General features: G+C 74.4%; 18 protein-coding genes. 15 read left to right on the forward strand and 3 right to left on the reverse strand.

The features are described 5' to 3' along the window. Window positions 1–348: 348 nt before the first annotated feature. The gene (locus ACZ6Y7_RS35565) at window positions 349–2,136 is read right to left on the reverse strand and encodes a serine/threonine protein kinase (RefSeq protein ID WP_465762092.1); all 1,788 of its coding nucleotides are present in this window, start codon (window positions 2,134–2,136) and stop codon (window positions 349–351) included. 197 nt (window positions 2,137–2,333) lie between these two features. On the opposite strand from ACZ6Y7_RS35565, the gene ACZ6Y7_RS35570 reads away from it, so the two are divergent. From ACZ6Y7_RS35570 to ACZ6Y7_RS35620, 11 genes are all read left to right on the forward strand, one after another. After that, window positions 2,334–6,578, forward strand: coding sequence for a CHAT domain-containing protein (locus tag ACZ6Y7_RS35570; RefSeq protein ID WP_465762093.1), 4,245 nt, complete (start codon window positions 2,334–2,336; stop codon window positions 6,576–6,578). 164 nt (window positions 6,579–6,742) lie between these two features. Then, window positions 6,743–7,168: a hypothetical protein gene (locus tag ACZ6Y7_RS35575; RefSeq protein WP_465762094.1), complete on the forward strand. Its 426-nt coding sequence runs from the start codon at window positions 6,743–6,745 to the stop codon at window positions 7,166–7,168. Further along, a complete protein-coding gene (locus tag ACZ6Y7_RS35580) occupies window positions 7,165–8,046 on the forward strand; it encodes a nucleotide exchange factor GrpE (protein ID WP_465762095.1) in 882 nt (293 codons plus the stop codon). The genes ACZ6Y7_RS35575 and ACZ6Y7_RS35580 overlap by 4 nt, the downstream gene beginning before the upstream one ends. Before the next feature lie 31 nt (window positions 8,047–8,077). Further along, window positions 8,078–10,645: an Hsp70 family protein gene (locus ACZ6Y7_RS35585; RefSeq protein ID WP_465762096.1), complete on the forward strand. Its 2,568-nt coding sequence runs from the start codon at window positions 8,078–8,080 to the stop codon at window positions 10,643–10,645. After that, the gene (locus tag ACZ6Y7_RS35590; RefSeq protein WP_465762097.1) at window positions 10,642–10,959 is read left to right on the forward strand and encodes a hypothetical protein; all 318 of its coding nucleotides are present in this window, start codon (window positions 10,642–10,644) and stop codon (window positions 10,957–10,959) included. The genes ACZ6Y7_RS35585 and ACZ6Y7_RS35590 overlap by 4 nt, the downstream gene beginning before the upstream one ends. Before the next feature lie 93 nt (window positions 10,960–11,052). Then, window positions 11,053–11,292 carry a chaplin gene (locus ACZ6Y7_RS35595; RefSeq protein WP_465762098.1) on the forward strand — a complete coding sequence of 80 codons (240 nt, stop codon included), beginning with the start codon at window positions 11,053–11,055 and terminating at the stop codon, window positions 11,290–11,292. 223 nt (window positions 11,293–11,515) lie between these two features. Continuing rightward, complete coding sequence (locus ACZ6Y7_RS35600; RefSeq protein ID WP_465762099.1) at window positions 11,516–13,156, forward strand: AMP-binding protein; 1,641 nt, start codon at window positions 11,516–11,518, stop codon at window positions 13,154–13,156. Window positions 13,157–13,411: 255 nt separating this feature from the next. Further along, on the forward strand, window positions 13,412–13,603 hold the full coding sequence (locus ACZ6Y7_RS35605; RefSeq protein WP_465762100.1) for a hypothetical protein: 192 nt from the start codon (window positions 13,412–13,414) through the stop codon (window positions 13,601–13,603). Between the two features lie 134 nt (window positions 13,604–13,737). Continuing rightward, window positions 13,738–14,181, forward strand: coding sequence for an SRPBCC family protein (locus tag ACZ6Y7_RS35610; protein ID WP_465762101.1), 444 nt, complete (start codon window positions 13,738–13,740; stop codon window positions 14,179–14,181). A 441-nt stretch (window positions 14,182–14,622) separates the two neighbouring features. Next, a complete protein-coding gene (locus tag ACZ6Y7_RS35615) occupies window positions 14,623–15,900 on the forward strand; it encodes an APC family permease (RefSeq protein ID WP_465762102.1) in 1,278 nt (425 codons plus the stop codon). 64 nt (window positions 15,901–15,964) lie between these two features. Then, window positions 15,965–16,720 carry a hypothetical protein gene (locus ACZ6Y7_RS35620; protein ID WP_465762103.1) on the forward strand — a complete coding sequence of 252 codons (756 nt, stop codon included), beginning with the start codon at window positions 15,965–15,967 and terminating at the stop codon, window positions 16,718–16,720. A gap of 78 nt (window positions 16,721–16,798) precedes the next feature. Here the strand turns inward: ACZ6Y7_RS35620 and ACZ6Y7_RS35625 are convergent, their stop codons facing one another. Beyond that, window positions 16,799–17,200 (reverse strand): YccF domain-containing protein, encoded by a 402-nt coding sequence (locus tag ACZ6Y7_RS35625; RefSeq protein ID WP_465762104.1) that lies wholly within the window; start codon window positions 17,198–17,200, stop codon window positions 16,799–16,801. A gap of 479 nt (window positions 17,201–17,679) precedes the next feature. On the opposite strand from ACZ6Y7_RS35625, the gene ACZ6Y7_RS35630 reads away from it, so the two are divergent. The 3 genes from ACZ6Y7_RS35630 to ACZ6Y7_RS35640 all read left to right on the forward strand — a co-directional run bounded on the left by ACZ6Y7_RS35630 (window position 17,680) and on the right by ACZ6Y7_RS35640 (window position 21,351). Continuing rightward, entirely contained in the window at window positions 17,680–18,147 is a 468-nt protein-coding gene (locus ACZ6Y7_RS35630; RefSeq protein ID WP_465762105.1) for a hypothetical protein, read from the forward strand. Between the two features lie 17 nt (window positions 18,148–18,164). Beyond that, window positions 18,165–20,282, forward strand: coding sequence for a hypothetical protein (locus tag ACZ6Y7_RS35635; RefSeq protein WP_465762106.1), 2,118 nt, complete (start codon window positions 18,165–18,167; stop codon window positions 20,280–20,282). A 124-nt stretch (window positions 20,283–20,406) separates the two neighbouring features. Then, window positions 20,407–21,351 (forward strand): hypothetical protein, encoded by a 945-nt coding sequence (locus ACZ6Y7_RS35640; RefSeq protein WP_465762107.1) that lies wholly within the window; start codon window positions 20,407–20,409, stop codon window positions 21,349–21,351. A 316-nt stretch (window positions 21,352–21,667) separates the two neighbouring features. On the opposite strand, the gene ACZ6Y7_RS35645 is transcribed toward ACZ6Y7_RS35640, so the two are convergent. Then, entirely contained in the window at window positions 21,668–23,245 is a 1,578-nt protein-coding gene (locus ACZ6Y7_RS35645; RefSeq protein ID WP_465762108.1) for a PP2C family protein-serine/threonine phosphatase, read from the reverse strand. A gap of 453 nt (window positions 23,246–23,698) precedes the next feature. Between ACZ6Y7_RS35645 and ACZ6Y7_RS35650 the strand changes: the two genes are divergently transcribed. Then, a complete protein-coding gene (locus ACZ6Y7_RS35650; RefSeq protein WP_465762109.1) occupies window positions 23,699–24,184 on the forward strand; it encodes a flavin reductase family protein in 486 nt (161 codons plus the stop codon). Window positions 24,185–24,207: the final 23 nt, after the last annotated feature.

The following is a 24,207-nucleotide window of genomic DNA, read 5'->3' on the forward strand; positions in this document are numbered from 1 at the left end:
CAACCTCTTCTGGGCCTTCGGCTACAACGTCGCCGCGATCCCGCTGGCCGCCGCCGGGATGCTCAACCCGATGATCGCCGGAGCCGCCATGGCCTTCTCGTCGGTCTTCGTGGTCGGCAACAGCCTCCGGCTGCGCCGCTTCCGCTGAGGCGCGGAGGCAGGGCGGAGGCACGGAAACGCGGAGGCGCACGGACGCAGGGCCGCAGGGACTCAGGGACGCACGGCCGCAGGGACGCGGAGACGCCTGGGGCCCGACTACCCTCCTCCGCCGGGCCGAGGCCCCGGAACCCCGATCGGGGTCCCGGGGCCTCGGCGTTCCCGCGTCCCGGGCCGAGCAACCCGCCCCGGTCAGTCCTCCGGCAGCTCCACCGCCTGCCAGCGGTACGCCGCGTCCTCCTGCCAGACCTGCAGCTCGCCCTCCACCACCGCGGCCAGGCAGAGCCGCCAGTCGTCGCCCATCGTGAGCGCGACCCGGGTGGCCGGGCGCAGCGTGGGCCGCCACCAGCGCGGGCGGCGGGAGGTGCCGCCGGCGGGCAGTCGCAGCCGTACGCCGCCCGCGCCGGCCAGGGCGATGGTCGGTCCGCCGCGGTGGCCGGCCATGGCGAGGTCGAGGGAGGGTTCGCCGTCGCCGATCTCGGTGCCGGGCCCGTCGGCGCCGAGGGTGTGCAGCTGGACGGAGCCGTCCGGGCGCAGGGTGGCGGCCTGCGGTCCGGCGGAGGTGCGGGCCAGTGCCCCGGCGCGCGCGGGGCCGGCCGGGCCGAGCGGGGCGGGCGGCCGGGCGGTGCCGGGCCGCCAGCTCAGCACCCGTCCGCCGTGCTCGACCAGGAGCAGCCAGCAGCCGGGGCGTTCCTCGACGGCCGCGAGTACCCGGTCGGCGGGGCAGCCGGCCAGTTCGTGGCCGGTCAGGGTGAGACCGGGCGCCCAGCGGTAGGAGCGCAGCGCGCCGCCGACGGCCGTCCAGACCGTCATCTCCCCGCCCGGGCCGACCGCCCCCGCCAGCCCGTTGACCCCGCGGGCGGCCTCCCACCAGCCGGCCGCCGTCCCGACCCAGAGGGTGTTGCCGCGGTCCTCGGCGCAGACCACCAGCTCGCCCTGGCGTCCGGCCCATCCGGCAGCCAACTCCCGCACGGCGCCCGGGCCCTGGCCGGACGGCAGGTGGTGTCCGGTGCGGCCCGGGCCGGCCAGCGCGGTGCCGTCGGCGCCGCCGGTGACGACCAGCGGGCGCCCGGAGCGGTCGGGCAGCACGGCCAGACCCGCGGTGCGGGCCACCGGCCGGTGGGCGCGCAGCAGTTCGCGGCCCCGGGCGACCCACGGGCCGAGCGGGGCGGGGCGGCGTTCCGGGTCGCGGGCCAGCGGCTCGCACGCCCAGCGCGCCACCTCCTCGCCGTACCCGGCCGCGAGCAGCTCGGCGCGGGCCTGTTCGGCGGCGAGCCGGTGGTCGAGCCGGCCGTGGTCGGGCAGCAGCAGGGTGCGGGCGAGGGTGCCGACCGCGAACAGGTCCTTGGCGGTGGTGGGGAAGCCGCCGACCTGCTCGGCCTCCGGCGGGACGTGCCCGGGCGTGAACACCGCGACGGTCAGGGTGTGGTCGAGCGGGGCGAGGAAGGTCAGGTCGATCAGCTTGACCTGGCCCTGGCCGTCCACCAGGACGTTGGCGGGGGAGATGTCGCGGTGCACCCAGCGCTTGCGGTGCAGCTCGTCGACGATCCGGCAGAGCCGGGCCAGCACCTCGGCCACCGCCGCCGGACCGCCGCGCTGGGTACGGGCCCAGGTGTGCAGCGGCACGCCCTCGACCCACGGTGAGATCTGGTAGCCGAGCAGCCCGCCGGAGGGCACCGCGCCGGGCCGGTGCGGGGAGGGTCCGAGCAGGAAGCTGGGCACCACGAGGTCGGTGACGCCCAGCCGGTGCGCGTTGTGCGAGACGTCGTCCCAGCGGCCGAGCCAGCGCCGCACCTCGGACGGGTCGCGCTCCAGCATGATCTTCGCGGCGACCAGTTCCTTGCGCCCGTTGTGGCCGGTCCGGACCGCCCGCCAGACCTCGGCCTCGCCGCCCCGGTGGTGGAACTCCAGGAGTTCGTACTGCTCGGGGTCGAACTCCGGCCCGAACCGGAGCCCGGGCACCCAACGCGACTCGGACACGAAACCCCCGACGCTGATGACCGCTGCTGGCGCGCTGCATGTGCGCTGACCAGGATAGTGCTCTTTCCTGTTCGTCTGTCCGACCGAGGGCCTATTCTGATGGCGCCCGAGCAACATCACGACACGACGTCAACTCATGACCATCCGACCCGGGTTGATCATGGAGCAGGCGACATCCTGACACAGGGGGACGGTGCATGGCGCTGCTAGCGGTGCTGCTGATCGTGGTGGCACTGGCCGGTGCGGCCGCCGTCGTACTGGCGCGCCGCCGACGGACCCTGGACGCCCAGGCGGTGGCGAAGGCGCTGGCCGCGGCCGCCGAACGGCTCACCGCGGGCAAGGCCGCCCAGGCCCGCCGCCGCTACGCCCGACTGGCGAAACGACTCGCCGCCGGGCCCGCCGACCTGGGCCCGCAGCGCGGCCTCGCCCTGCTCGGCCAGGCCGAGGCCACCATCCCCACCGGCGACCAGCAGGCCACCCTCGCCCTGCACCGCGAAGCCTTCCCGTTGCTCGCCGACCCGGCCGCCCAACTGCCCCGGTGGAGCCTGCGCCGCCTCGCCGAGGAGCGGATGCAGACCCCGGACGGCGACCTCGGACCGCTGCTCGCCTTCCTCCGCGCCACCGCCGCCGGTGCCGAACCCGGCGAGGAGGCCGAGGCCGCCGCCCGCGCGCTGGACTGGCTGCAGCGCCGCTGCCGCGAGGGCACCGCCGAGCAGCGCGAGGACGCCACCGTCTGCGCGCTCGCCGCCCTGCCCGGCCGCGACTGGCCGGTGCTCGCCCGCGCCGCCCTGCTGCAGGAGACCGGCCGGGCCGCCGAGGCCGAGACGCTGGTCGCCGACTCCGTGCCCGGCGGCAGCGGCGAACTCCACTTCCGCCGGGGCGCCCAGCACTACAGCCGGCACCAGGACGGGCCCGCCGTCGCCGCCTTCGAGGAGGCGCTGCGCCTCGGTCCCGGCGAGCCCTCCCCCTGGGGACGCGGCCCCGCGCTGCGGACCGACTGCCTCCTCTTCATGGGGCTGGCCAAACAGCGGTCCGGCAACACCGACGGCGCCTGGCGCGACCTCGCGGCCGCCACCGCGGAGAGCCCGACCGACCCCCGCCCCCGCTACGCCCTCGGCCGGCTCGCCCTGCTGCTCGGCGCCGATGACCAGGCCCGGGAGCAGTTCACCGCCGCCCTGACCGTCCAACCCTCCTACGCCCCCGCCCGGTTCGGCCTCGCCCTGGTGCACGAACGGGCCGAGCGGCACGCCGAGGCCGCCGCCGACTACCGGGCCGGCCTCGACCAGGCCCCGAACTGGCGCCCCGCCAAGGTCCGGCTCGGCGCCGCCCTGCTCGCCGCCGGCCGGACCGCCGAGGCCGAGCCACTGCTGCGCGCCGAGTCCGACACCGAACCGGGCAGCCGCTGGACCGGCATCGCCGCCTTCCACCACGGCCTCGCCCTCGCCCGCACCGGCGACCCGGCCGGTGCCCTCGACCGCTGGGACCAGCTGGAGGACGAGGAGCTGAACGAGCGCCGGGCGCTGGCCCGCGACCGGCTCGCCCGCACCCGGCTGGCCGCCGACCCGGCCGCCGCCCGCGCGCTCTGGCAGCGGGCCGCCGCCGAACACCCCGACGCCCCCGGCTACCGCGCCGCGCTGCGGGAAGCCGCCCTGCGCGAGGCCGCCCACCTGCTGGTCACCGGCCGCGACCGCCCCGAGGCGCGGGAGCGCGCCACCGCCGCCCTCGCCCTCGCCGACACGCTGCCAGGCGCCCTCAGCCACCGTCAGGCCCGGCTGCGCGCCGCCCTCGCCCTGGCCGAGGGCACCCCCGAGCCGGTCGGCACGCTGCTGGACGCCGGCAGCGGCCTGCGCGACCGCTACCACCTGGCCGCCGTCGCCCTGCTCGCGGGCCGACCGGCCCAGACGATCGCCCTGCTCGGCCCGCCCGACCCGGCCGGCGACCCGTCGACCGCCCGGCTGCGCGCCCTGCTCGCCGAACGGGCCGGCAACTGGGCCGCCGCGCTGGACTGGTACCGCCACTTCCTGGCCGCGGGCCCGGCACCCGCCGCGGCGCCGTCCGCCGACGCGTCCCCGGCCGCGCGCGCCGCCGGCGACTGCGCGGCCTGCGAGCGGCCCGCCACGGCCGCCTGCGGCGGCTGCGGCCGCGAGGCCTGCGCCGACCACCTGTACGCCCCCGGCGGCGCCGCCTCGCCGCGGTGCGTCCGCTGCGCCGGCCCCGCGCTGCGCGCCGTGCTGGACTGCGCCCGCCGGGCCGGCACGCCCGAGCAGGCCGAACCCGTCCTGGCGAGCTGGGCCGCCGCCCTCGGGGACAGCGCCGCCGCCGCACCCGTCCGGCTCGACCTCGCGCTGCTGCGCGCCGAACTCGGCCGCCACGACGAGGCGCTGGCCGAGCTCCCGGCGGACGCCACCGCCGTCCGCGCCGCCGTCCTGATCCGGCGGGCCGGCGCCGCCCTCGCCGAGGGCCGACCCGGCCGGGCCGCCGCCGACCTGCGCCAGGCCCTGCTCCTCGCCCCCGGCCACGCGCGGGCCGCCGACACCCTCGTGCTGCTCGCCGAGCACGAGGCGCACCAGCACGCCACCGAGGGCCGCCACCGCGAGGCCTGGGACGGCTACCGCGAGCTGCTGCTCAAGGACCCGGCGCACCCCCGGCTGCTGCACGCCCTCGGCCTGGCCGGCTACCGGCTGGCGACCGCGTCCGGGGCGGCCGCTTCCGGAGCCGCTGCGTCCGGGGCGGCTGCACCCGGAGCCGCTGCGTCCGGGGCGGCTGCACCCGGAGCCGCTGCGTCCGGGGTCGCCGCGTCCGGGGCGGCCGCTTCCGGGCCGGACCTTGACGACGTGTGGGCCTGGACGCTCGGTTGCCTGGTCGCCGCCCTGCACCAGCCCGACCTGTGGGCCGAGTCGGCCCGGATCACCGGCCGCAGCCCGGACCCGCAGCGGCTCGCCGCCGCCCGGACCGGGCTCATCGACCGCCTCCGGGACGACCTGCGCGCCCTCGACCGGGCCGCCGGCCGCAGCGGCGACGAGGTCTCCGCCTGGACGCTGCGCCTGGGCATGGAGGCCCACAGCGCCGACGCCTTCGCCCAGGAGGACATCCGGATATCCCTGCCCGGCCGCCCCGCCCGCCGCCTCACGGTCGGCCCCACGCTCGACCGGCTGCTCCGCGCCGAGCCCGGGCTCGCCGGCTGGGCCGAGGCCTTCCACCAGGCCGTCGGCGCCTGGCGGCGCGCCGCCGCCGGCCCGGACGCCCCGCCGGTCACCCGGGCGCTCAGCCTGTTCGGCCCGCTCGGTGCCCAGCACTACCTGCAGCTGCAGGGCCGTCAGGCCGCCGCCGTCGCCGCGCTCGACGCGGTGCCCGAGGGGGAGCGCGGCGAGGCCTGGCAGGTGCTGCTCGGCACCGCCCTGCTCAGCCAGGCCCGCGAGCACCACCGCAACCAGGACTGGCGCGAGGCCCTGGACTGCCTCACCCGCGCCCGGGCCGTCCCCGGCACCGTCCTGCCCGCCGACGCCGCCAGGATCGCCGCCGAGTCCGGCGTCCGGGCCGCCCGCGCACTGCTCAAGAGCACCGTGGACGACCAGCCGGGGGCGGCCGAGCTGCTGGAGAAGGCCTACGCCCTCGCCCCGGACGACCCCGAGGTGCGCGCAGACCTGGGCGCCACCTACGCCCAGTGGGCCCGCAAGATCAACAACGAGGACAAGGACTACCCCCGCGCCCTCGAACTGCTGGGCAAGAGCCTGGACCTCGTCCCCGGCGACCCGACAGCCCGGCACTTCCTGGAGGCCGCCCTCGGCAACCGGGCGGGCCAGCTCAGCCGCCCCGAAGCCACCGACGCGGAGTTGGAGGAGGCCGCCGACGCCTGGCGGGCGCTGATCGAGCTCAACCCCGACCCGGACCACCGGCTCGGCCTCGCCTTCGTCCTGCGCCACCTCGCCCGCTCCGCCGCCTTCGCCGACGACCGCGTCCGCGCGGTGCGGCGGATGGCCGAGGCGCTGGACGCCGACCCGGAGTGGGACGGCGACGCCGAGCGCGAGGCCCCGCGCCGGGTCGCGGTGATGCTCGCCAACCACGTGGTGGACAACCTGGCGGACAAGCCGTTCACCGTCCAGGCCGCCATGCTGCAGAAGGCCACGTCCTACGACGACTCGACCGACATCCGCCGTCTGATGGTGAGCGTCTGGCGCGGCGAGGCCATCGGCCACTACGAGGCCCGCCGCTACGTGGACGCGATCCGGCTGCTGGAGGAGGCCCTCGGGCTGTCCCGCACCCCGGAGGACGTCGACAAACTGCGCCGCGAACTCGGCATCGTCTACGGCTCGTACGCCGTCCAGCGGGCCAACGCCCGCCAGCTCCGGGAGGCCCGGGAGCTCGCCCGGAAGGCCGTCGAATACAGTCCGGAGGACTCCGAGCTGCGCGCGATGCAGCGGCGGATCAACTCGCTCTACTGACCCCGACGGGCGGCAACCGCACGGCAGTCGGCCGTCGTCCTCCTCCGTGCGCGGCACGGTCCGCCCGCCCCTCCGCCCCTCCGCCCGTTCCTCGGCTTCCACCGTCAGCCCGCCACCGTCAGCCCGCCACCGTCAGCCCGCCGTGAGGAGAGAGACCGCCCGCCATGCCACTGCCTGAACCGTCGCCGTACGAGGTCCTGGGCATTCCGCTCACGGCCGGCGTGCGCGAGATCAACCTCGCCGTCGGACCGGCGATGAAGGCGGGCCGCTTCCCCCGCCAGCGGATCCAGGAGGCCGCCGCGCTGCTGCGCAACCCGGACCGCCGACTGGAGGCCGACCTCCAGCAGCCGCTCCCGCCGGAGCCGGTCGACCAGGCCGCCGGGCTGCTCGCCCCCGCCCTCGCCGAACCGCTGCTGGTGATCGAACGCCCGCCGCTGCCCTTCGTCCCCGCCCTGCTGGCGCTGCACCGCGCCGAACTGGCCGCCGACTTCGCCGAGCCGCCCCCGGCCGGCACCGACCCCGAACCGCCCGTCCCCGCCCGCTACGCGGCCGACCTGTCCGTCCTGCCGCAGATCGAGGTTCCCGAATGACCGAGGCACCGACCGCGACCCCGCTCGACGGCCACCGGCGGCTGGAGATCCCGCCGGGCGTCGAGGACGTCGACCTGGAGCGGAAGTTCGTCCAACTGCTCTTCCGGGCCTCCCTGCTGGGGAACAAGCTGACGGAGCAGCGGCAGGCCGCCCGGGCCGAACAGCGCGAACTGCTGGGCATCCTGGTCGACGTGGACGACGCGCTCGCCGCCCTCGGCCTGGACCGCGAGCTGGTGGCCCTCGGGCGCGGCGAGGGCATCGAGGCGACCCGGCGCCGGCTGCTCGGCCGGCTCGCGAAGGCCAAGGTCCGTCCGATGCGCCTGGAGGGCATGATCGCCGACCCCGACCTCGCCGAGATCGTCGGCGTCGAGGCCCGTCCGGGCGTGGCGGCGGAGACCGTCGTGCGGACGGTGGTCACCGGTTTCCTCTGGGAGGACGAGGTGCTGCGGCGGGCCCAGGTGGTGGTCGCCGCACCGGAGCCGGAGCCGCAGCCGGAGTCGGAGGCCGAGCTGGTGCCGGAGCCGGAGGCGGCGTCGGAGCTGGTACCGGAGGCGGCGTCGGAGCAGCGGCCGGGGGGCGAGCCGGCCCAGACGGCGGCCGAGGTCGAGTACGCGCTCCAGGGCCCGGAGCCCGCGGCGCAACCGGACGGGCCCGCGGAGGGGCCGGACGAGCTCGCGCAGGGCCCGGACAAGCCCGAGGAGTCCGAGGCCTCGGCCGCCGGACCCGTCACCGGGACCACCGCCGAAGCCACTGGTCCCGCCGCCGAAGGCGCCGGCCCCGCAGCCGCGTCGGCCCTCCGCGCCCAGCCCAAGGCGGTTCCGCCCCGGGCCCGCCGCAGGGCCACGGCCGCGGGCAAGCGCGCCAAGCGCAAGAAGTAGCCAGGACCACGAGGGGCAAGAGGGGAACGACATGTACCGCACACTCGGCATCGACCTGGGCACCACCAACTCGGTGGTCGCCCACCTGCGCCGGGGCGAGCCGGAGATCATCTTCAACCGGCAGAACCAGGAGGCCACGCCCTCCGTGGTCGGCAGCGGCCGCAAGGGCGAGCTGCTGGTGGGCTCCACCGCGCGCGGCCGGATCGCCATCGACGGCGCCAACGTGATCCGCTCGGTCAAGCGCTTCATGGGCCGCAAGTTCAAGGACCCGCAGGTCCAGGCCGCCCTGAAGGAGGTCGACTACAAGGTCACCGCGGGCACCGACGGCGATGTCAACGTCTGGTTCAACGGCCGCTCGTACACCCCGATCGAGATCTCCGCGATCATCCTGCACCGGCTCAAGGAGGACGCCGAGCAGCGCATCGGCGAGCCCTTCCACCGGGCCGTCATCACCGTCCCCGCCTACTTCGGCGAGCGGCAGGTCGCGGCCACCCAGGAGGCGGGCCGGATGGCCGGCCTGCACGTGCTGCGGATCATCAACGAGCCGACCGCCGCCGCGCTCGCGTACGGGATCACCTCCGAGGCGGGCGACGAGGGCAAGACCGTGCTGGTCTACGACCTCGGCGGCGGCACCTTCGACATCTCCATCCTGCTGCTGGTGCCCGGCTCGGTCTCGGTGCTCGGCATCGAGGGCGACAACCTGCTCGGCGGCGACGACTTCGACCGCTCGATCACCACCGCGCTGCTGGAGGACATCCGCGAGGAGTACGGCTCGGACTACCAGCCCGACCTGCGCGACCGCCCGAAGATCTCCTCCACCGCCGAGACCATCAAGATCGAGCTCTCCAACCAGGAGTCGTCCGAGGTCATCCTGCCCGGTCTCGGCGCCGGGCAGCTGGTGCTGGAGACCGAGTTCGAGCGTGCCCGCTTCGAGGAGCTGATCGAGGCGCAGATCGAGCGGACCATCGAGCTGACCCACAAGGCCATCATGCAGGCCAACCTGACCGTCGGGGACATCGACGAGGTGGTGCTGGTCGGCGGTTCGACCGCCATCCCGCTGGTCGGCCGCCGGCTCGGCGAGGTCTTCGGCCCCCGGCGGATCCGGCGCGGCGTCAACCCGATGCAGTGCGTGGCGCTCGGCGCGGCGGTGCAGTCCGCGCTGGTCGGCGAGGTGGAGTGCCCCGAGTGCCGGGCCCCCGGCGACCTCTCCGCCTCCAACTGCGCCAACTGCGCGACCAGCCTGCTCGGCGGCGCCCGGGTCTCCTGCCCGACCTGCCACATCCCGGTCGACGCCGAGGCCGCCGACTGCCCCAAGTGCGGCCAGGACATGGCCGGTTCGGGCGGCGGTGCGACCGTTCCGCGGCAGCAGCAGGCCACCACCGTGGTCCGCGGTGACAACTGCCCGCGCTGCGGCACCCCGGCCGCCCCCGGCGTGACCGCCTGCGAACTGTGCGGCGAGGCGCTCAACTCGGCCGCCCCCGGCCACACCAAGGTGGCCTCCACCGCGGCCGAGGACGTCGGCCTGCGCTGCGCCACCTGCGGCCAGGTCAGCCCGCCCGGCAGCGAGATCTGCACCGGCTGCGGCGAGTTGATGCAGGTCACCAACCCCTTCGACATCACCCCGAAGAACCTCGGCATCGAGCTCAACGACGGGCGCCTGGCGGTCATCATCCCCAAGAACACCAGCTACCCGACCAGTTCGCCCGTCAGCCGGGAGTTCGTGGTCTCCGGCAGCGGCCGCCAGCGGCTGGAGGTCGCGGTCTACGAGGGCGAGCACGAGATCGCCCAGCAGAACGAGCTGATCGGCCACCTCACCCTGCGCCTGCCCGAGGGCCTCGGCGGCCGCACGCCGGTGGAGGTCGCCTTCGGCCTCGACCGCGACCGCACCATCACCCTGTCCGTCCGGATCCAGGGCGGCGCGGAGAAGACCGTCAAGCTGGAGCGGGTCACCCTCGACCCCGAGCTGAAGGTGCAGGTCGAGGAGCAGCAGCGGCAGATCGAGACCTTCACCGATCGCTGGGGCGGGGAGCTGACCGAGGCCGAGATGCGCGAGGCCCAGCGGCTGATGGACACCCTGGACGACCTGGCGGCCGGCCAGACCCGCGGCCAGTCGGTGGACGAGGCGCTGGAGCGGGCCCAGCGCCAGCTCAAGGCCCAGCGTTGGGTGCGCGGCTCCGAGGCGTACCTGAGCCTGTTCATCCACTACTGCGAGAAGCACCTCGACCCGAGCGACCTGGACCGGCTCCGGTCGGTCTCCGCCGAGCTGCGCCTGCGCCGGGAGGCGGCGGACTGGGAGGGCGCGATGCGCGCGGCCCAGCGGGCGGACGAGCTGTGCGACTCGCTCGGCCACACCATGCGGATGCTCACCATGTGCAACGTCTACGTGACCCAGAACATGGTCTCGCCCGCCCTGGCCCAGCTGATCATGGCCGAGCTGCGCGGACTGGACGCCGCCGTGGAGGCGCCCAACATGGAGGACGTCAACCGGCACATGTCGAACCTGCTGGCCCTGTACGCGCAGGCGCAGCGGGAGCTGGGCAGCGAGCCGACCGCCGAGTCGCTCGGCCCGGTGCGCCCGGAGGAGGCGGGGCCGCGATGAGCACCCTGCCCGAGATCGAGGTGCTCTGCCCGCTGTGCAGGATCGCGGCGGACGCGCGGAGCCTGTGCTGCCCGTCCTGCCGGGAGGACCTGTCGGTGCTGTACCGGCTGCGTTACGCCGGTCGGATCGACTACAACCGGGCGCTGGACGCCCTGGAGGAGGGGGACGCGGCCGGCGCGGTGGCCCTGCTGCGCGGCGCGCTGGCGGCCGAACCCGATCTGGATCGGGCGCGTGAGCTGCTGGAATCACTGAGCGTCGTCGGGGCGGCCGGGCCCGGTGCGGCGGGGCGGGAGGGCGACACGCCCTCTGAGTGACCAATTCGGACGCTCCCGGCCTGCCGTCGAGTTCGATCGGTGCGAGTGTGATCGTCACACGGATGTTCGCCACCCTCACAAGGAGTGACGCAAATGCGTATTCGCACCACCCTCGCCGCCACCGCGCTCGCCGCCGTGGCCGTCCTGGCCGGTGCCGGCACGGCGGCCGCGGGCGACGCCACCGCCAACGGTGTCGCCTTCGGCTCGCCCGGTGTGCTGTCCGGCAACCAGATCCAGATCCCGATCAACATCGAGGCCAATGTCTGCGGCAACTCGATCGGCATCATCTCGATCCTGAACCCGGCCTTCGGCAACACCTGCATCAACGCCTGACGCCCGCCTCGGGGCCGTCCGTCGAACCCGACGGGCGGCCCCGGTGCCGTGCGCGGGCGGTGCCGGTGCCGTCCCGTGCCGCGTGGGGCCGTGCGCGTGCCAGGGCCGTCTCCGTGCCCGGCCGGCCCGCGGGGACGGGTACCCCCGTTCGGGGGTGGCGGCGCGGCCCCGGGACCGGGACCATGGTCCCCCGACCCGCACCGCCGCACCCAGGAGTCACCACGTGCCGACCACGCCGACCCCGCGCAGCTACGCCTCCGGCACCTCGGACGTCCCGCTGCTCGGCGACACCATCGGGGAGAACCTCGACCGCGCCGTGCGCGCCTTCCCCGACCGCGACGCCCTGGTCGACCGCCCCACCGCCCGTCGCTGGACGTACGCCGAACTCGCCGCCGACGTCGACGCCCTGGCCCTCGGCCTGCTGGAGCTCGGCCTCGCCAAGGGCGACCGGGTCGGCATCTGGGCGCCCAACTGCCCCGAGTGGACGCTCACCCAGTACGCCACCGCCAAGCTCGGCGCGATCCTGGTCACCGTCAACCCGGCCTACCGCGCCCACGAGCTGGAGTACGTGCTGAACCAGGCCGGCATCCGGCTGCTGGTCGCCGCCGAGCGGTTCAAGACCTCCGACTACGCCGCGATGATCGAGGAAGTCCGGCCGCGCTGCCCCGAGTTGGAGCGCGTCCTGCTCACCGGCGGCCCCGCCTGGGACGACGTGCTCGCCGCCGGTCGCCGGGCCGACCCGGAACTGCTCGCGGAATTCGCCCGGCGCCAGGCCGAGTTGGCCCCCGACGACCCGATCAACATCCAGTACACCTCCGGCACCACCGGCTTCCCCAAGGGCGCGACCCTGTCGCACCACAACATCCTCAACAACGGGTACTTCGTCGGCGAGCTGCTCGACTACACCGAACAGGACCGGATCTGCATCCCGGTGCCCTTCTACCACTGCTTCGGCATGGTGATGGGCAACCTGGCGGCCACCTCGCACGGCGCCTGCATGGTCATCCCGGCCCCGTCCTTCGAACCCGCCGCCACGCTCGCCGCCGTCGCCGCCGAGCGCTGCACCTCGCTGTACGGCGTGCCGACCATGTTCATCGCCGAACTCGCCGACCCCGACTTCGAACGCCACGACCTCGGCAGCCTGCGCACCGGCATCATGGCCGGCTCGCCCTGCCCGAGCGAGGTGATGAAGGAGGTCATCGAACGGATGGGCATGGCCGAGGTCTCCATCTGCTACGGCATGACCGAGACCTCCCCGGTCTCCACCCAGACCCGGGTCGACGACCCGGTCGAGCGCCGGGTCTCCACCGTCGGCCGGGTCGGCCCGCACCTGGAGGTCAAGATCGTCGACCCCGCCACCGGCCGGACCGTCCCGCGCGGCGAACCGGGCGAGCTGTGCACCCGCGGCTACTCCGTCATGCTCGGCTACTGGAACGAGCCCGAGCGCACCGCCGAGGCCGTCGACGCCGCCCGCTGGATGCACACCGGCGACCTCGCGGTGATGGACGAGGACGGCTACCTCGCCATCACCGGGCGGATCAAGGACATGGTGATCCGCGGCGGCGAGAACCTCTACCCGCGCGAGATCGAGGAGTTCCTGCACACCCACCCGGACGTCCTCGACGTCCAGGTCATCGGCGTGCCCGACCCGAAGTACGGCGAGGAGCTGATGGCCTGGATCCGGATGCGGGAGGGCGCCCGGCCGCTCACCGCCGAGGCCGTCCGGGAGTACTGCACCGGCCGGCTCGCCCACGTCAAGATCCCGCGCTACGTGCACGTGGTCGAGGAGTTCCCGATGACGGTCACGGGGAAGATCCGCAAGGTCGAGATGCGGGAGGCCGCGCGGGAGATCCTGGGGCTCTGACGCGGCCCGCGCGGCGGTTGCGGCCGGCGCGGACACCGGGCGGGCGCGGAGGCCAGGCGGACGCACGGGCAGTCGGGCAGCCGGGCGGGCGGCCGGGCGGGTGAGCGCGGGCGCCAGACGGGCGGGCGGCGCGCTGCGGCGGTGCGCGCGGGCGGTGTGCGCCCGCGGTGTGCGCCCGCGGTGTGCGCTCGTCCGGGCGGGTGGAAGGACGCCCGGACGGGAATGCCGCACGCGTCGCCGGCGCACAGTCCCCGCATGACTGCCCGCCCCACCCCGCGGTCGACGGCGGCGGACGCCGCCCTCGTCGTCCTGCTCGCCCTGGCCCTCGCCCACCCGGCCGCGCCCGCCCTCGCCGACCAGGCCGGACCGGCGGTCGGCTGCGCCGCCCAGGCCCCCGCCGGCGCAGCCGACCGGCCCGGGGGCACCGCTGGTCCCTGCACCCGCTGACCGGGGCACCCGAGCCGCCGCCCGGGGCACCCGAGCCGCCGCCCGGGGCACCCGAGCCGCCGCCCGGGGCACCCGAGCCGCCGCCCGGGCGAGCCCCGCAAGCGGACCGGCACGCCCGGCGGGAGAGTGTGATCATGCCCCTCGACGTCACAGTGGAACGCCTGATCCCCCTCCCGCCCGCCACGGTCGCCGACTACGCCATGGACTGGCGCCACGACCACGAGTGGACCCAGGGAGTCCGCCGCGCCACCCTCACCCGGGAGTCCGACCACGGCGGCTTCGGCCCGGGCGCCGAAGTCACCCGGACCGCCCACTTCCTCGGCCGCACCTTCGACTACGTGCTGAGGGTCGCGGGGTACCACCCGCCGAGGGTGCTCGACATGGTCTCCGTCGCCGGGCCGATGGACATGCACGTCACCTACACCTTCGAGCCCACCCAGACCGGCACCTTCGCCCGCATCCGCGTCCGCGGCGGCTCCTCCGGCCTCCAGCGGCTCGCCGCGCCGCTGATGTCCCGCCAGGTCCGCACCTCCCTGGCGAAGGACCTCCAGACCCTCGAAGCCCGCCTCACGGCCTGACCGGCCTCCGGGCTCCGCCTCCCGGCCGCCCCTCGGCTCCGCCGCCCCCCGACGGCCCCTCCGTCCGCCGCCCCCGACGACCCCGACGGCGCCTGTCCTTCCGCTCCGCCGAGGTCCGCCGGCGTTCGCCTCCCTCCGGTACGGGCGCCAGGCCCCGGGCGGCCCTGGCCGTGCGCGCCCGCCCGGTCGTCCCGCCGGGCGCCGCGTGGCTGCTCTCCGTCCGCCGCCCGGGGCGTCCCTCACTTCGCCGTCCCCCGGCGCGCCTCCTCCGGTGCGGGCGCCGGCGCCCCGGCAGACGTGGCCCTTTCCGCCCGCCGGGGCCCGCGTGGTTGCTCCCTGCCCGCCGCCCGGGGCGTCCCTCAGCTCCGCCGCCCCCCGGCGTTCGCCTTCCTCCGGTAGGGTGCGCCGTCGTCCAGGCCCGGCAGGGAGAGGTGCAGGTCAATGAGTGGGTCCGCGTCGGGGGTGGGGTCGGGGTCGGCGCCGGGGGAGCTGCGGCGGCACCTGGGGGTGTTCGACGCCGTGGTGATCGGGCTGGGGTCGATGGTCGGGGCCGGAGTGTTCGCCGCGCTGGCGCCCGCGGCGGCGGCCGCCGGGTCCGGGCTGCTGACCGGGTTGGCGCTGGCCGGCCTGGTGGCGTACTGCAACGCGACCTCCTCCGCCCGGCTCGCCGCCCGCTACCCGCAGTCCGGTGGCACCTACGTCTACGGTCGGGAGCGGCTCGGCGAGTTCTGGGGCTACCTCGCCGGGTGGGGCTTCGTCGTCGGCAAGACCGCCTCCTGCGCGGCGATGGCGCTCACCGTCGGCTCCTACCTCTGGCCGGCCCACACGCACGCCGTCGCCGTCGCCTCGGTGGTGGCGCTGACCGCCGTCGACTACGCCGGCGTGCAGAAGGCCGCCTGGCTGACCAGGGCGATCGTCGCGGTCGTGCTGGCGGTGCTCGCCGCCGTCGTCGTCACCTGCCTGACCAGCGGCGACGCGGAGCCCGGCCACTGGACGGCCGGTACGGACGCCGGTTGGCACGGTGTGCTGCAGGCGGCCGGCCTGCTGTTCTTCGCCTTCGCCGGGTACGCCCGTATCGCCACCCTCGGGGAGGAGGTCCGCGATCCGCGGCGGACCATCCCCCGGGCGATCCCGCTCGCGCTCGGCATCACCCTGGTCGTCTACGCCGCCGTGGCGCTCGCCGTGCTGGCCGTCCTCGGGCCCGAACGCCTCGCCCACACCGGAGCGCCGCTGGCCGAGGCCGTCCGGGCCGCCGGGGTGCCCGCGCTGGCACCGGTGGTGCGCGCCGGCGCGGCCGTCGCCGCCCTCGGCTCGCTGCTCGCGCTGATCCTCGGAGTCTCCCGCACCACCCTCGCCATGGCGCGCGACCACCACCTCCCGCACCGGCTCGCGGCGGTCCACCCCCGTTTCGGCGTCCCGCACCGCGCCGAGCTGGCGGTCGGCGCGGTGGTCGCGGTCGTCGCGGCCGTCGGCGACGTGCGCGGCGCGATCGGCTTCTCCTCCTTCGGCGTGCTCGCCTACTACGCCGTGGCGAACGCCTCCGCCTGGACCCTGACGCCCGCCGAGGGCCGCCCGCCGAGGCCCGTACCGGTCATCGGCGCGATCGGCTGCCTCGTCCTGGCCTTCGCCCTCCCGGCCTCGTCCGTCCTCCAGGGCGCCGCCGTCCTCGCCCTCGGCGCCGCCGCGTACGGAGTCCGCCGGGCGGCGGCCCGCCGCTGAGCCCCCACCCCCGTACACGGCGGCTGACCTCGGGCGACCGGCCGCACCCGCTAGGCTGGCGGCCGTGATCGAGCTCCCCGGCTTCCCCGTCCTGCTGGCCCGTCTGCTGGACCACCGGGGCCTGGCGCCCGCCGACCTGGCCGGGCGGGCGGACGCCGCCGAGGCCGAGGTGGCTGCGGTCCTCGCCGGCGTCGCGCCCGAACCGGCGCTGCTGCGCCGGCTCCCGCCCGCACTCGGCCTGGACGCCGCCGACCTCTTCGAGCTGGCACGCCTCCCGCTGCCGGAGGACCTCGCCCCCGCCGGCGGCATGGCCACCACCTCGATCACCGGTCTGCTGCGGCTCGTCCTCGCGCTGCCGCCCGCGTCCCGGGCCGAACTCCGCGCCGGCGTCGCCGACCTGCCCTCCGCCCGGCACCGCGGGCGGATCGAGGGTCTGCCCGCCACCCTCCCGGACCGGCACACGCCGGGGAACCTGCTGATGCGGATGGTCGCCACCCGCAACCTCGGCTGGATCGGCACCGCGAAGGTCGTCCAGCTGCTGACCGGCCGTTCCCGGATGGCCACCGTCTACGGCCGGATCGCCTCCGGCGAGGCCGAGTTGACCCCGGAACTGGTCGCCGACCTCGCCACCGTCCTGGCCCTCCCCGCAGCGGACCTCGCCGCGCTCCTCGGCCTCCCGCTGCCGGCCGACTCCCCGGCCGCCCCGGCGCCGGGCGAGGCCGTCACCGACGCCGCCCTGCTGCTGCGGGACCTCCGGCGGCTGGGCGTCGAGCAGTTGCGCGAGGCCGAGGACCTCGCCCGCGCTCTCCCCCGGGCCTGAGCGCCCGAGGACTCGCCCATACCGATCCCGGAGCCGTCACCGCATGCCGCCCGCCGTCGCCCGCGGTGACTGGGACCGCTACCGGGCGCCCCACTCCTGGTCGGTGGGGACGATCTCGCGGCCGAGCGGCATCAGCGAGATCGGGATCATCTTGAGGTTGGCCCAGCCGAAGGGGATACCGATGATCGACAGGAACAGCGGGATGCTGGTGATCAGGTGTCCGAGCGCCAGCCACCACCCGGCGAAGATGAACCAGATCACGTTGCCGAAGAAGGACGCGGCCCCGGCGTCCGGCCGCTCCACCGCCGTCCGCCCGAAGGGCCACAGGATGAAGCCGGCGATCCTGAAGGAGGCGATGCCGAAAGGAATGGTGATGATGAGAACGCAGCAGATAATTCCGGCGAGCACGTAGGCAAGCGCCATCCAAATGCCGCAGAAAATCAGCCAGATAATGTTGAGGACGAATTTCACTGCACTCATGCTTGGTACCTTCTCACGGCTGATGGCGTTCCACTACGCCCGTGCCATGCCCGCTGGCGAGCGTGTCTACGCCCTGGACTGAGGGAGACCTCGGGGCCCGGGTCCAACGCGCGAGTGCCAGTGGCGCCTGATTCGTTTCCCGTGGCGACGAGGGAATGGGTCGGACGGGCGGTCCGGCCGGACGTGGGGGAGACGTGCCGGGACCCGATCCCGGCAAGGAGTGTTCCGGGCGACCTGGTTCAGGCGGTCTTCGACCCTTCCCGTCCTGTTTCGGCCGGGCCCGGCTACGACTCGGCAGCTCCCCGGAGCACGTCACCCGGAGGTATCACGGGTCGATCACCACGCTGTCGAAAAGGCTCTCCGCTCTCGTGCAACGGAACCATGGGGGTGCGTGGGTGTACTGACGGTAGCGGCCTGTACGGTCGTCATGCCGCGGAGGGGACGGTCTCTCTGCAGGGTCGGGGAGGAGTTTTACAGGCATGGGTGGTAGCCCGTACTTCACCACGGGGCCGGTCGTTCCGGCGACGGATCCGATGCCGATCACCGGCGCGAGAGCGCCGTACGCCAATCCGGTGCCGTCGGCCGGCAGCACCGTACCTTCGCTGCCGCTCATGCCGCCCGGCAAAGTCACGACTCAGCTGGACACCCCGTACGAGCTCGACGCCTCGGCCGGGATCGCCCGGCAGATCGCCACGGACCTCGACAGCGCCAACGGCAAGGCCGGTCCCGGGGCGCACAGCCTCACCGAGTACGCGAGCACCGCGTCGACCAAGATCCGCGGTTTCTCCTTCGGTGGCGCGCTCACCGACAGCACCGAGCGATGGATGCAGCAGTGCAAGGCCCTGCACGACAAGGTCAACAATGCCGCCAACAGCCTGGACCGGACCCGGGAGTACTACCACGGCAACGAGATCAGCACCGCCGCTGATCTGCGCGCGGCACGATAGAGCGGGGGAACAGACCGATGGTGTCCTTCAAGGAACTACACGAGGCCGACTTCTCCGGCGTATCCGACGCCGCCGAGGCCTGGGCCGGGGTCGCCAAGGCCCTGACCGCCCTGGACGGCCGGGTCACCAAAGACCTCACCAACACCGCCCAACGGGCCGGTTGGAAGGGCGACGCCGCCGATGCGGCGACCAAGACGCTGCAGGGCATCGACGGCGACTTCAAGCAGGCCTCGGCCGTCGCCACCGCGCTCGCCGCGATCATGAAGACCGCCGTCGAAGACTTCACCGCCGCCCGCCGCGACCTCGACGCGGCGCTTCACGACGCCCAGGTCGACAACCTGACGGTTTCCGCGGACGGCACGGTCAGCTGGAGCCTGCCGAAGGGGACGAAGAACGATCCTGACAGCGAGAAGCTCGCCAAGGAGTTGAACGCCAAGGCCGAGGCCATCGCGGCCCGACTGGCCATGGCCGTCGAGAAGGCCACCGCCGCGGACCAACGTGCCACCGTCGACCTCCAGGGCGACATCGGCACCAGCACCACCGCCTTCAACCCCACGCCGGGCGGCAGTGGCCCGGTCGCCGACGCCAAACGGGCCACGGACCTGATGTCCAAGGCCGGTAGCCTCTCGGACGACCAGCTCAGGCAGTTGCAGGCCCTCATGGCCGCCAACGCGGAGAACAAGGACTTCTCCACCACCCTGCTCAACGGCCTCAACTACGGAGGCAAGACCGGGCCGGACGCATTGCTGGAGTACACCAAGGTCTACGGCGACCTGGCTCACGGCAATCACAACACCAACGGCTACCGGGACGTCTACGGAAAGCTCTCGGTGGTGCTCGCCAGTGCCACCCGCGACGGCGGCATGGGCAAGGAATGGGAGGACGGCCTGCTCGCGGCCGCTCGCCGCCCCGGCGGCAACGCCGCAGGGTGGAACGACAACTACCCCGCGCTGACGACCCTGATGGGTGCCGGCGGGAGGTACGACAAGTCGTTCCTGCTCAAGGTGGGCAACGACCTGGTCGACTACGAACGCGGCAGCAAGAACAAGGGCGAGGACCTGTGGGGCCCGAACTGGTCCCTCAAGGAAGGGGATCCCCTGTCTCCCCTGATGAAGCAGATGAAGAGCGACCCGACGGCAGCACAGGAGTTCCTCGACCCGAACCAGAACAAGAACCTCACCTACCTGCTCAAGGACCGCCTGTGGCCCAACCAGGACCTTGAGGGCAAGCTCTCCGCGGACGAGCTGCGCAACAGCTCCCACGGAGTATTCAGCCAGGTGCTGGAGGCCGCCGCTACAGGCCGTGACCCCAACGGCTCGCAGCCCCCCGTCCGACCACACGATGCGACGATGGCGCGGATCATGGACTCCGCGCTCTCGACCCTCGGCGACGACAAGGCGGGAAACGAGAACAACCTTGCTCCTGCGCTCCGCCGTCCGATGGCGGGTCTCATCAGCGAGTACGTGGCGGACACCCATGACATCCTCAGCAAGGACCTCCCGGGCCCTTCCGAGCCCGGCGGACTGAACGCCACCCGCGAACAGCTCCTCCGGGTGATCCGCGGCACCGCCGAAGACCCGGAGTCCTATTCCTTGATCCACCTGTCCGAGACCAGGGAAGTGGCTCGACGCATGGCGGAGTACGGCCCCGAGGCGTTCAAGGACGTCAACGGACGCCCGGACCCGAGGTTCGAAAGCTTCGTCAACCAGGCCAGCAAGGCCTTCGGCGCGCTCGACGCCGTTCAGGCGGACACCATCATGGACCACAAGTCCGACGAGCAGTTCAAGGTCAACTGGAAAGCCAAGATGGACTACCACTACGTCGGCACGATCGCGAACATGCTGCCGGGTACGAGCTGGCTGCCCGTGGGGGACATCGCCCAGCGCTACGTCGATGTCGCCACCTCCGACTGGGCGAACAAGGTCAATTCTGCGATCGACGCCAAGGCCCAGGGCGACATCAGCAGCCTCTACACCACCGGGCAGTCGCAGATGCAGGTCATGCTCAGGGAAAAGGCCGATCAGTTCGGTGTGCCCCACCGCGATGTCCTGCTCGGCCAATTGACCGACTCGGCCAACGTCCACTACTACACATCGATCACCCAGGCCCACAACGCCGCCTTCGGGAAGGGCTGACCCCGTGACGGAGCGAACGGACACGACCTCCGGCGGAGGAGTGGGCGGATCCGAGACGGCACCGGACCGACGCGGGTTCACGACCTGGCCGCTGCGCGTACGGGCGGCGGTCGCCGCTGTGGCGGTGGTGGGTCTCGCAGCCGGAGCCGGTGCGTTCCTCGCGAACAACCTGAGCAACGCCTTCGGTCCGGACACGGTCTGCGGCGGCATGGTGAGTGCCGCAGCACTGAACGATGCCCTCGGGTCAGGCGCAGTCAGCGCCGAGACGTCCGGCGACGGGCTGCGCAACGGCAACGACCACTGCACGGCCACGGTGAGCGACGGCATCTTCGGCAACGACCGGTCCGTCGTGCTGCAGCTCCGGCAGGCGGACGACCTCGGTTCCTACCTGGCCGACTCGGGAGACTCCTTGTTCGGGGCCTCGGCGAACGGCGGCGCGAGCGGAGCGGCTCGCAGCGACCGCGCGTGGGCTCTCCTTCCCGAGGCCTGCGGCGGGGGTCGGCGGGTCGAGGTCCGCTCGGTGGGCGGCGCGCAGCCCGGCGCGGGGAAGCTCGCCGGACTCGCCGTGTCAGCGGCGAACGGCTTCGCAGCGGACCAGGGATGCGGCACCACCCGGCTTCCCGCGCCGCAGAAGCTGTCGGACACCGGGCTGGACCACGAGCTGAACACGGGCTCGGTCTGCGGTCTTCCCGGGTTCACCGCCACCGGCGCCGCCCGGGGCGGGCCCTACAAGGAGAACGTGAGCACCGCGTTCGACCCGGTATGGGTCTGCCGCATCACCCCGGACACGGAACCCGGCCCGCGCTACACCTTCGTGATCGGAACAGACGCCCGGCTCCGGACCCCGGTGAACGACAAGGAGACCTCGCGACCCGCCTTCGGCCGCTCTCGATGGGCAGGCTCGCCCGTCCGGGACAGCGAGGTGGTGGTGACCTGCCACGGCAGGCCCACCTACTTCCGGATGGAGTCAGACCTCTCCACCCAGGGGCTCTTCCCCGACCCGGACGAGACCTGGAAGCGGTTCCTCGCCGCCGGAGGCAACGCGATCGGCTGCGAGCCGATCCTCTGACCGATTCCCGTCGAGTCGTCGGCCGGCTGTGCGCCGGCGACTCGACGGACGGGCCGAGCGGGGCCGACCCCGGTACCCCGCGTCGGCCCTTGAGCTCCTCCTCTCGTGGCCGCCGCCTTCGAGCAGGGCCTCGCGGCGTCGGGCAGCGGCGTCATCGGACCGTCTGAGAGGCGGGCGGCATCACTCCGTCCGTACGGCGGCCTCCACTCCCGTAGTGCCATCCAGGCCTGTCCGGTCGTCGATCTCGTGGCAGGTCGAGGCGGGGTGGCGAACGTGGCGTGGCGCCGTCCGGTCGACCGGTTCCGAGTCCTCCGATTCAGCGGACGACGTGCAGGACGCAGATGTCGTCCCGGCGGTCGTGCGGGCCGATCAGTGCCTGCACGAGCCCGTCCAGGGTGCGTGGCGAGTCGAGGTGGGCCTGGGCGGTGCGGGCCAGGCGGTCGAGGCCCTCGTCCAACGGCTCTCCCGGCTTCTCGACCAGGCCGTCGGTGAAGAGGAGCAGGTGGTCGCCGGGGAGCAGGTGCACGGCGGACGGCTCGTAGGCGGGTTCGGTGACCGCGCCCAGCAGGACACCGTTCGGGGCGTCCAGGAACCGGGCCCGGCCGTCCCGGACGAGCAGGGGCGGCAAGTGCCCGGCCCGCACCCACGTCAGCTGCGACGATGCGGGCTGGTAGACGGCCATGATCATGGTCGCGGTGGCGCCGCTGCGCTCGCCGGTGTGCAGGAGCAGGGTGTTGAGACGGCTGAGGATGACGGGCAGGGGCGTGCCGGTGACGGCCATGCCCTTGGCGGTGAAGCGCAGCAGGGCCATGGTGGCGACCGCGTCGAGTCCGTGGCCGGCGACGTCGCCGACGACGAAGAGGGCGTTGCCGTCGGGCAGCTCGATGGCGCTGTACCAGTCGCCGCCGAGGTTGAGTCCTTCCTGGAGGGGCTGGTAGGCGACGTCGACGGTCAGTCCGGCCAGGGTGAGGAGCTGCTGCGGGATGGGCAGCAGGGTGTCCTGGAGCCGGGCGGCGAGTTCACGCTCGGCGGCCAGCAGACTGCGTTGGGCGAGAACGGACTCCTGGTGTTCCAGCAGCTGCCGTTCGGTGTGCTTGACGGCGGTGAGGTCCTGGAACACTCCGTGGACCGCCACCGGTACGCCGTGCACGTCCGCCTCGGTCTCGGCCACGATCCGTACGTACCGGGGGTCGGCCCCGGGCAAGGCGATGTGGAGGACCTCGTCGAGCGGCTCGCCCGTCTCCAGGAGCTTCCGGACGGCATCCTGGACCGCCGGGCGGTCCTCCGGCACCACGTGGGCGGCCAGCTCTTCCAGCGGCATGGAGCCCAGGGAGCGGTCGCGGCCGAAGATCGCGTACACCTCGTCGGACCAAATGATCCGGCCCTGGACCAGGTCCCGGTCCACCCAGCCCATCCGGCCCAAGCGCCGCATCACCGCGACGCGGCGCCGGTCGCGTTGGACGGCGTCCAGCCGCTCCCAGGAGACCACCAGCCCGGCCCGGCCCGGCACCGCACGCACCCGGAAGCAGGACAGGCGGGGGATGCCGACGGCGATCTCCTCGTACTCCAGCTCACTCTCCCACCGGGTGCCGGTCGCCAACGCCTCCACGTAGCCCCGCCACAGCTCACTGCCGACCACGCCCCGATAGGTCTCCAGGACGCTGCGCCCGAGCAGCTCCGGCGCCCGCCGGCCGCCGATGTCCACCGCCTCCGGCGAGACCGCCGTGATCCGGAAGTCCACCACCTCCCCGTGGGGGCCGAACTCCGGCCGCAGGAGCACGACCGAGCCGGGCAGCGCCGCGATGGCGTCCCGGACCGCCGCGGCCGCCAGGTCCTCGGCAGCGGCGAGGCCGCCCACCAGCTCCAGTTCCGCCGACCCTTCGAGGTGCGTCATACCCCTGAGCATGTCACGCTCGCGGCCCCCCGGAACACCGCGCGGGCCTCGTACCGGCACGGGGTGCGCGGTGGGTCCTGCCGTCCGCACGCCCGGCGGCTCCCTCCATCCGCCCCCGCGTCCGCTCCCGCGTCCGACCCCGTCCGCACCCCCGGGCAGCCCGCCACGATCGTGTGACGCTGGGCGTGCGCCCCCTTCATCTCACCCTCCGGTGCCGCCGCCGGACGGCTGCCCCGCGACGTGGCCCGCGGCCCCATCGCCCACCTGCCCGCGGTCCTGGCTTGACCACCACGGCCACGACGTGCGGACGGGCACGCGGGCCGGCGAGGCCCGGCCGGCCACGACGTGCGGGCGGGGCCCGACGGCGCGACCGGGCGGGCGGGCCTCGCCGTGCGCGGGCGGCCCGGCCCGTAGGCTGAGCCGGGACGCGGCCGGGTCCGTCCTTCGGTGGAGGTGGGAGTCTTGAGCGAATTCGACGACTTTGCGGCCCTGCTGGATTACCCGGTGTACGTGGTCACGGCGGACGGGCCGTCGCCGGCCGGGTGTCTGGTCGGGTTCGCCGGGCAGTGCTCGATCGACCCGGCGCGCTTCACGGTGTGGGTCTCGAAGGTGAACCACACCCATGCGGCCGCCTGCGCGGCGCACGCGCTCGGCGTGCACCTGCTGCCCCGGGACCACGAGCTCGCCGAGGTGTTCGGCGGTCTGACCGGCGACTCCGCCGACAAATTCGCCCGCGTCCGCTGGCACCGCGGACCGCTGGATGTGCCGGTCCTGGACCGCGCACCGGCCTGGTTCGTCGGCCGGGTGCTCGACCGGGCCGACTGGGGCGACCACACCGGTTTCCTGCTGGACCCCGTCCACGTCCACGCCCCGTCGCCGGACGCCCCCGTGCTCTCCTACCGGCAAGTGGCGGACATCGACCCCGCCCACCCGGCATGATCGGATGAACTACCGGCGGCCGT

The sequence above is a fragment of the Kitasatospora sp. NPDC053308 genome (genome assembly GCF_055585785.1).

Excerpts from the sequence above, each read along its gene's own strand:
- ACZ6Y7_RS35570 (WP_465762093.1), top strand. The coding sequence starts at position 2,334 with ATGGCGCTGCTAGCGGTGCTGCTGATCGTGGTGGCACTGGCCGGTGCG.
- ACZ6Y7_RS35575 (WP_465762094.1), top strand. The coding sequence starts at position 6,743 with ATGCCACTGCCTGAACCGTCGCCGTACGAGGTCCTGGGCATTCCGCTC.
- ACZ6Y7_RS35580 (WP_465762095.1), top strand. The coding sequence starts at position 7,165 with ATGACCGAGGCACCGACCGCGACCCCGCTCGACGGCCACCGGCGGCTG.
- ACZ6Y7_RS35585 (WP_465762096.1), top strand. The coding sequence starts at position 8,078 with ATGTACCGCACACTCGGCATCGACCTGGGCACCACCAACTCGGTGGTC.
- ACZ6Y7_RS35590 (WP_465762097.1), top strand. The coding sequence starts at position 10,642 with ATGAGCACCCTGCCCGAGATCGAGGTGCTCTGCCCGCTGTGCAGGATC.
- ACZ6Y7_RS35595 (WP_465762098.1), top strand. The coding sequence starts at position 11,053 with ATGCGTATTCGCACCACCCTCGCCGCCACCGCGCTCGCCGCCGTGGCC.
- ACZ6Y7_RS35605 (WP_465762100.1), top strand. The coding sequence starts at position 13,412 with ATGACTGCCCGCCCCACCCCGCGGTCGACGGCGGCGGACGCCGCCCTC.
- ACZ6Y7_RS35610 (WP_465762101.1), top strand. The coding sequence starts at position 13,738 with ATGCCCCTCGACGTCACAGTGGAACGCCTGATCCCCCTCCCGCCCGCC.
- ACZ6Y7_RS35615 (WP_465762102.1), top strand. The coding sequence starts at position 14,623 with ATGAGTGGGTCCGCGTCGGGGGTGGGGTCGGGGTCGGCGCCGGGGGAG.
- ACZ6Y7_RS35625 (WP_465762104.1), bottom strand. The coding sequence starts at position 17,200 with ATGAGTGCAGTGAAATTCGTCCTCAACATTATCTGGCTGATTTTCTGC.
- ACZ6Y7_RS35630 (WP_465762105.1), top strand. The coding sequence starts at position 17,680 with ATGGGTGGTAGCCCGTACTTCACCACGGGGCCGGTCGTTCCGGCGACG.
- ACZ6Y7_RS35635 (WP_465762106.1), top strand. The coding sequence starts at position 18,165 with ATGGTGTCCTTCAAGGAACTACACGAGGCCGACTTCTCCGGCGTATCC.
- ACZ6Y7_RS35645 (WP_465762108.1), bottom strand. The coding sequence starts at position 23,245 with ATGACGCACCTCGAAGGGTCGGCGGAACTGGAGCTGGTGGGCGGCCTC.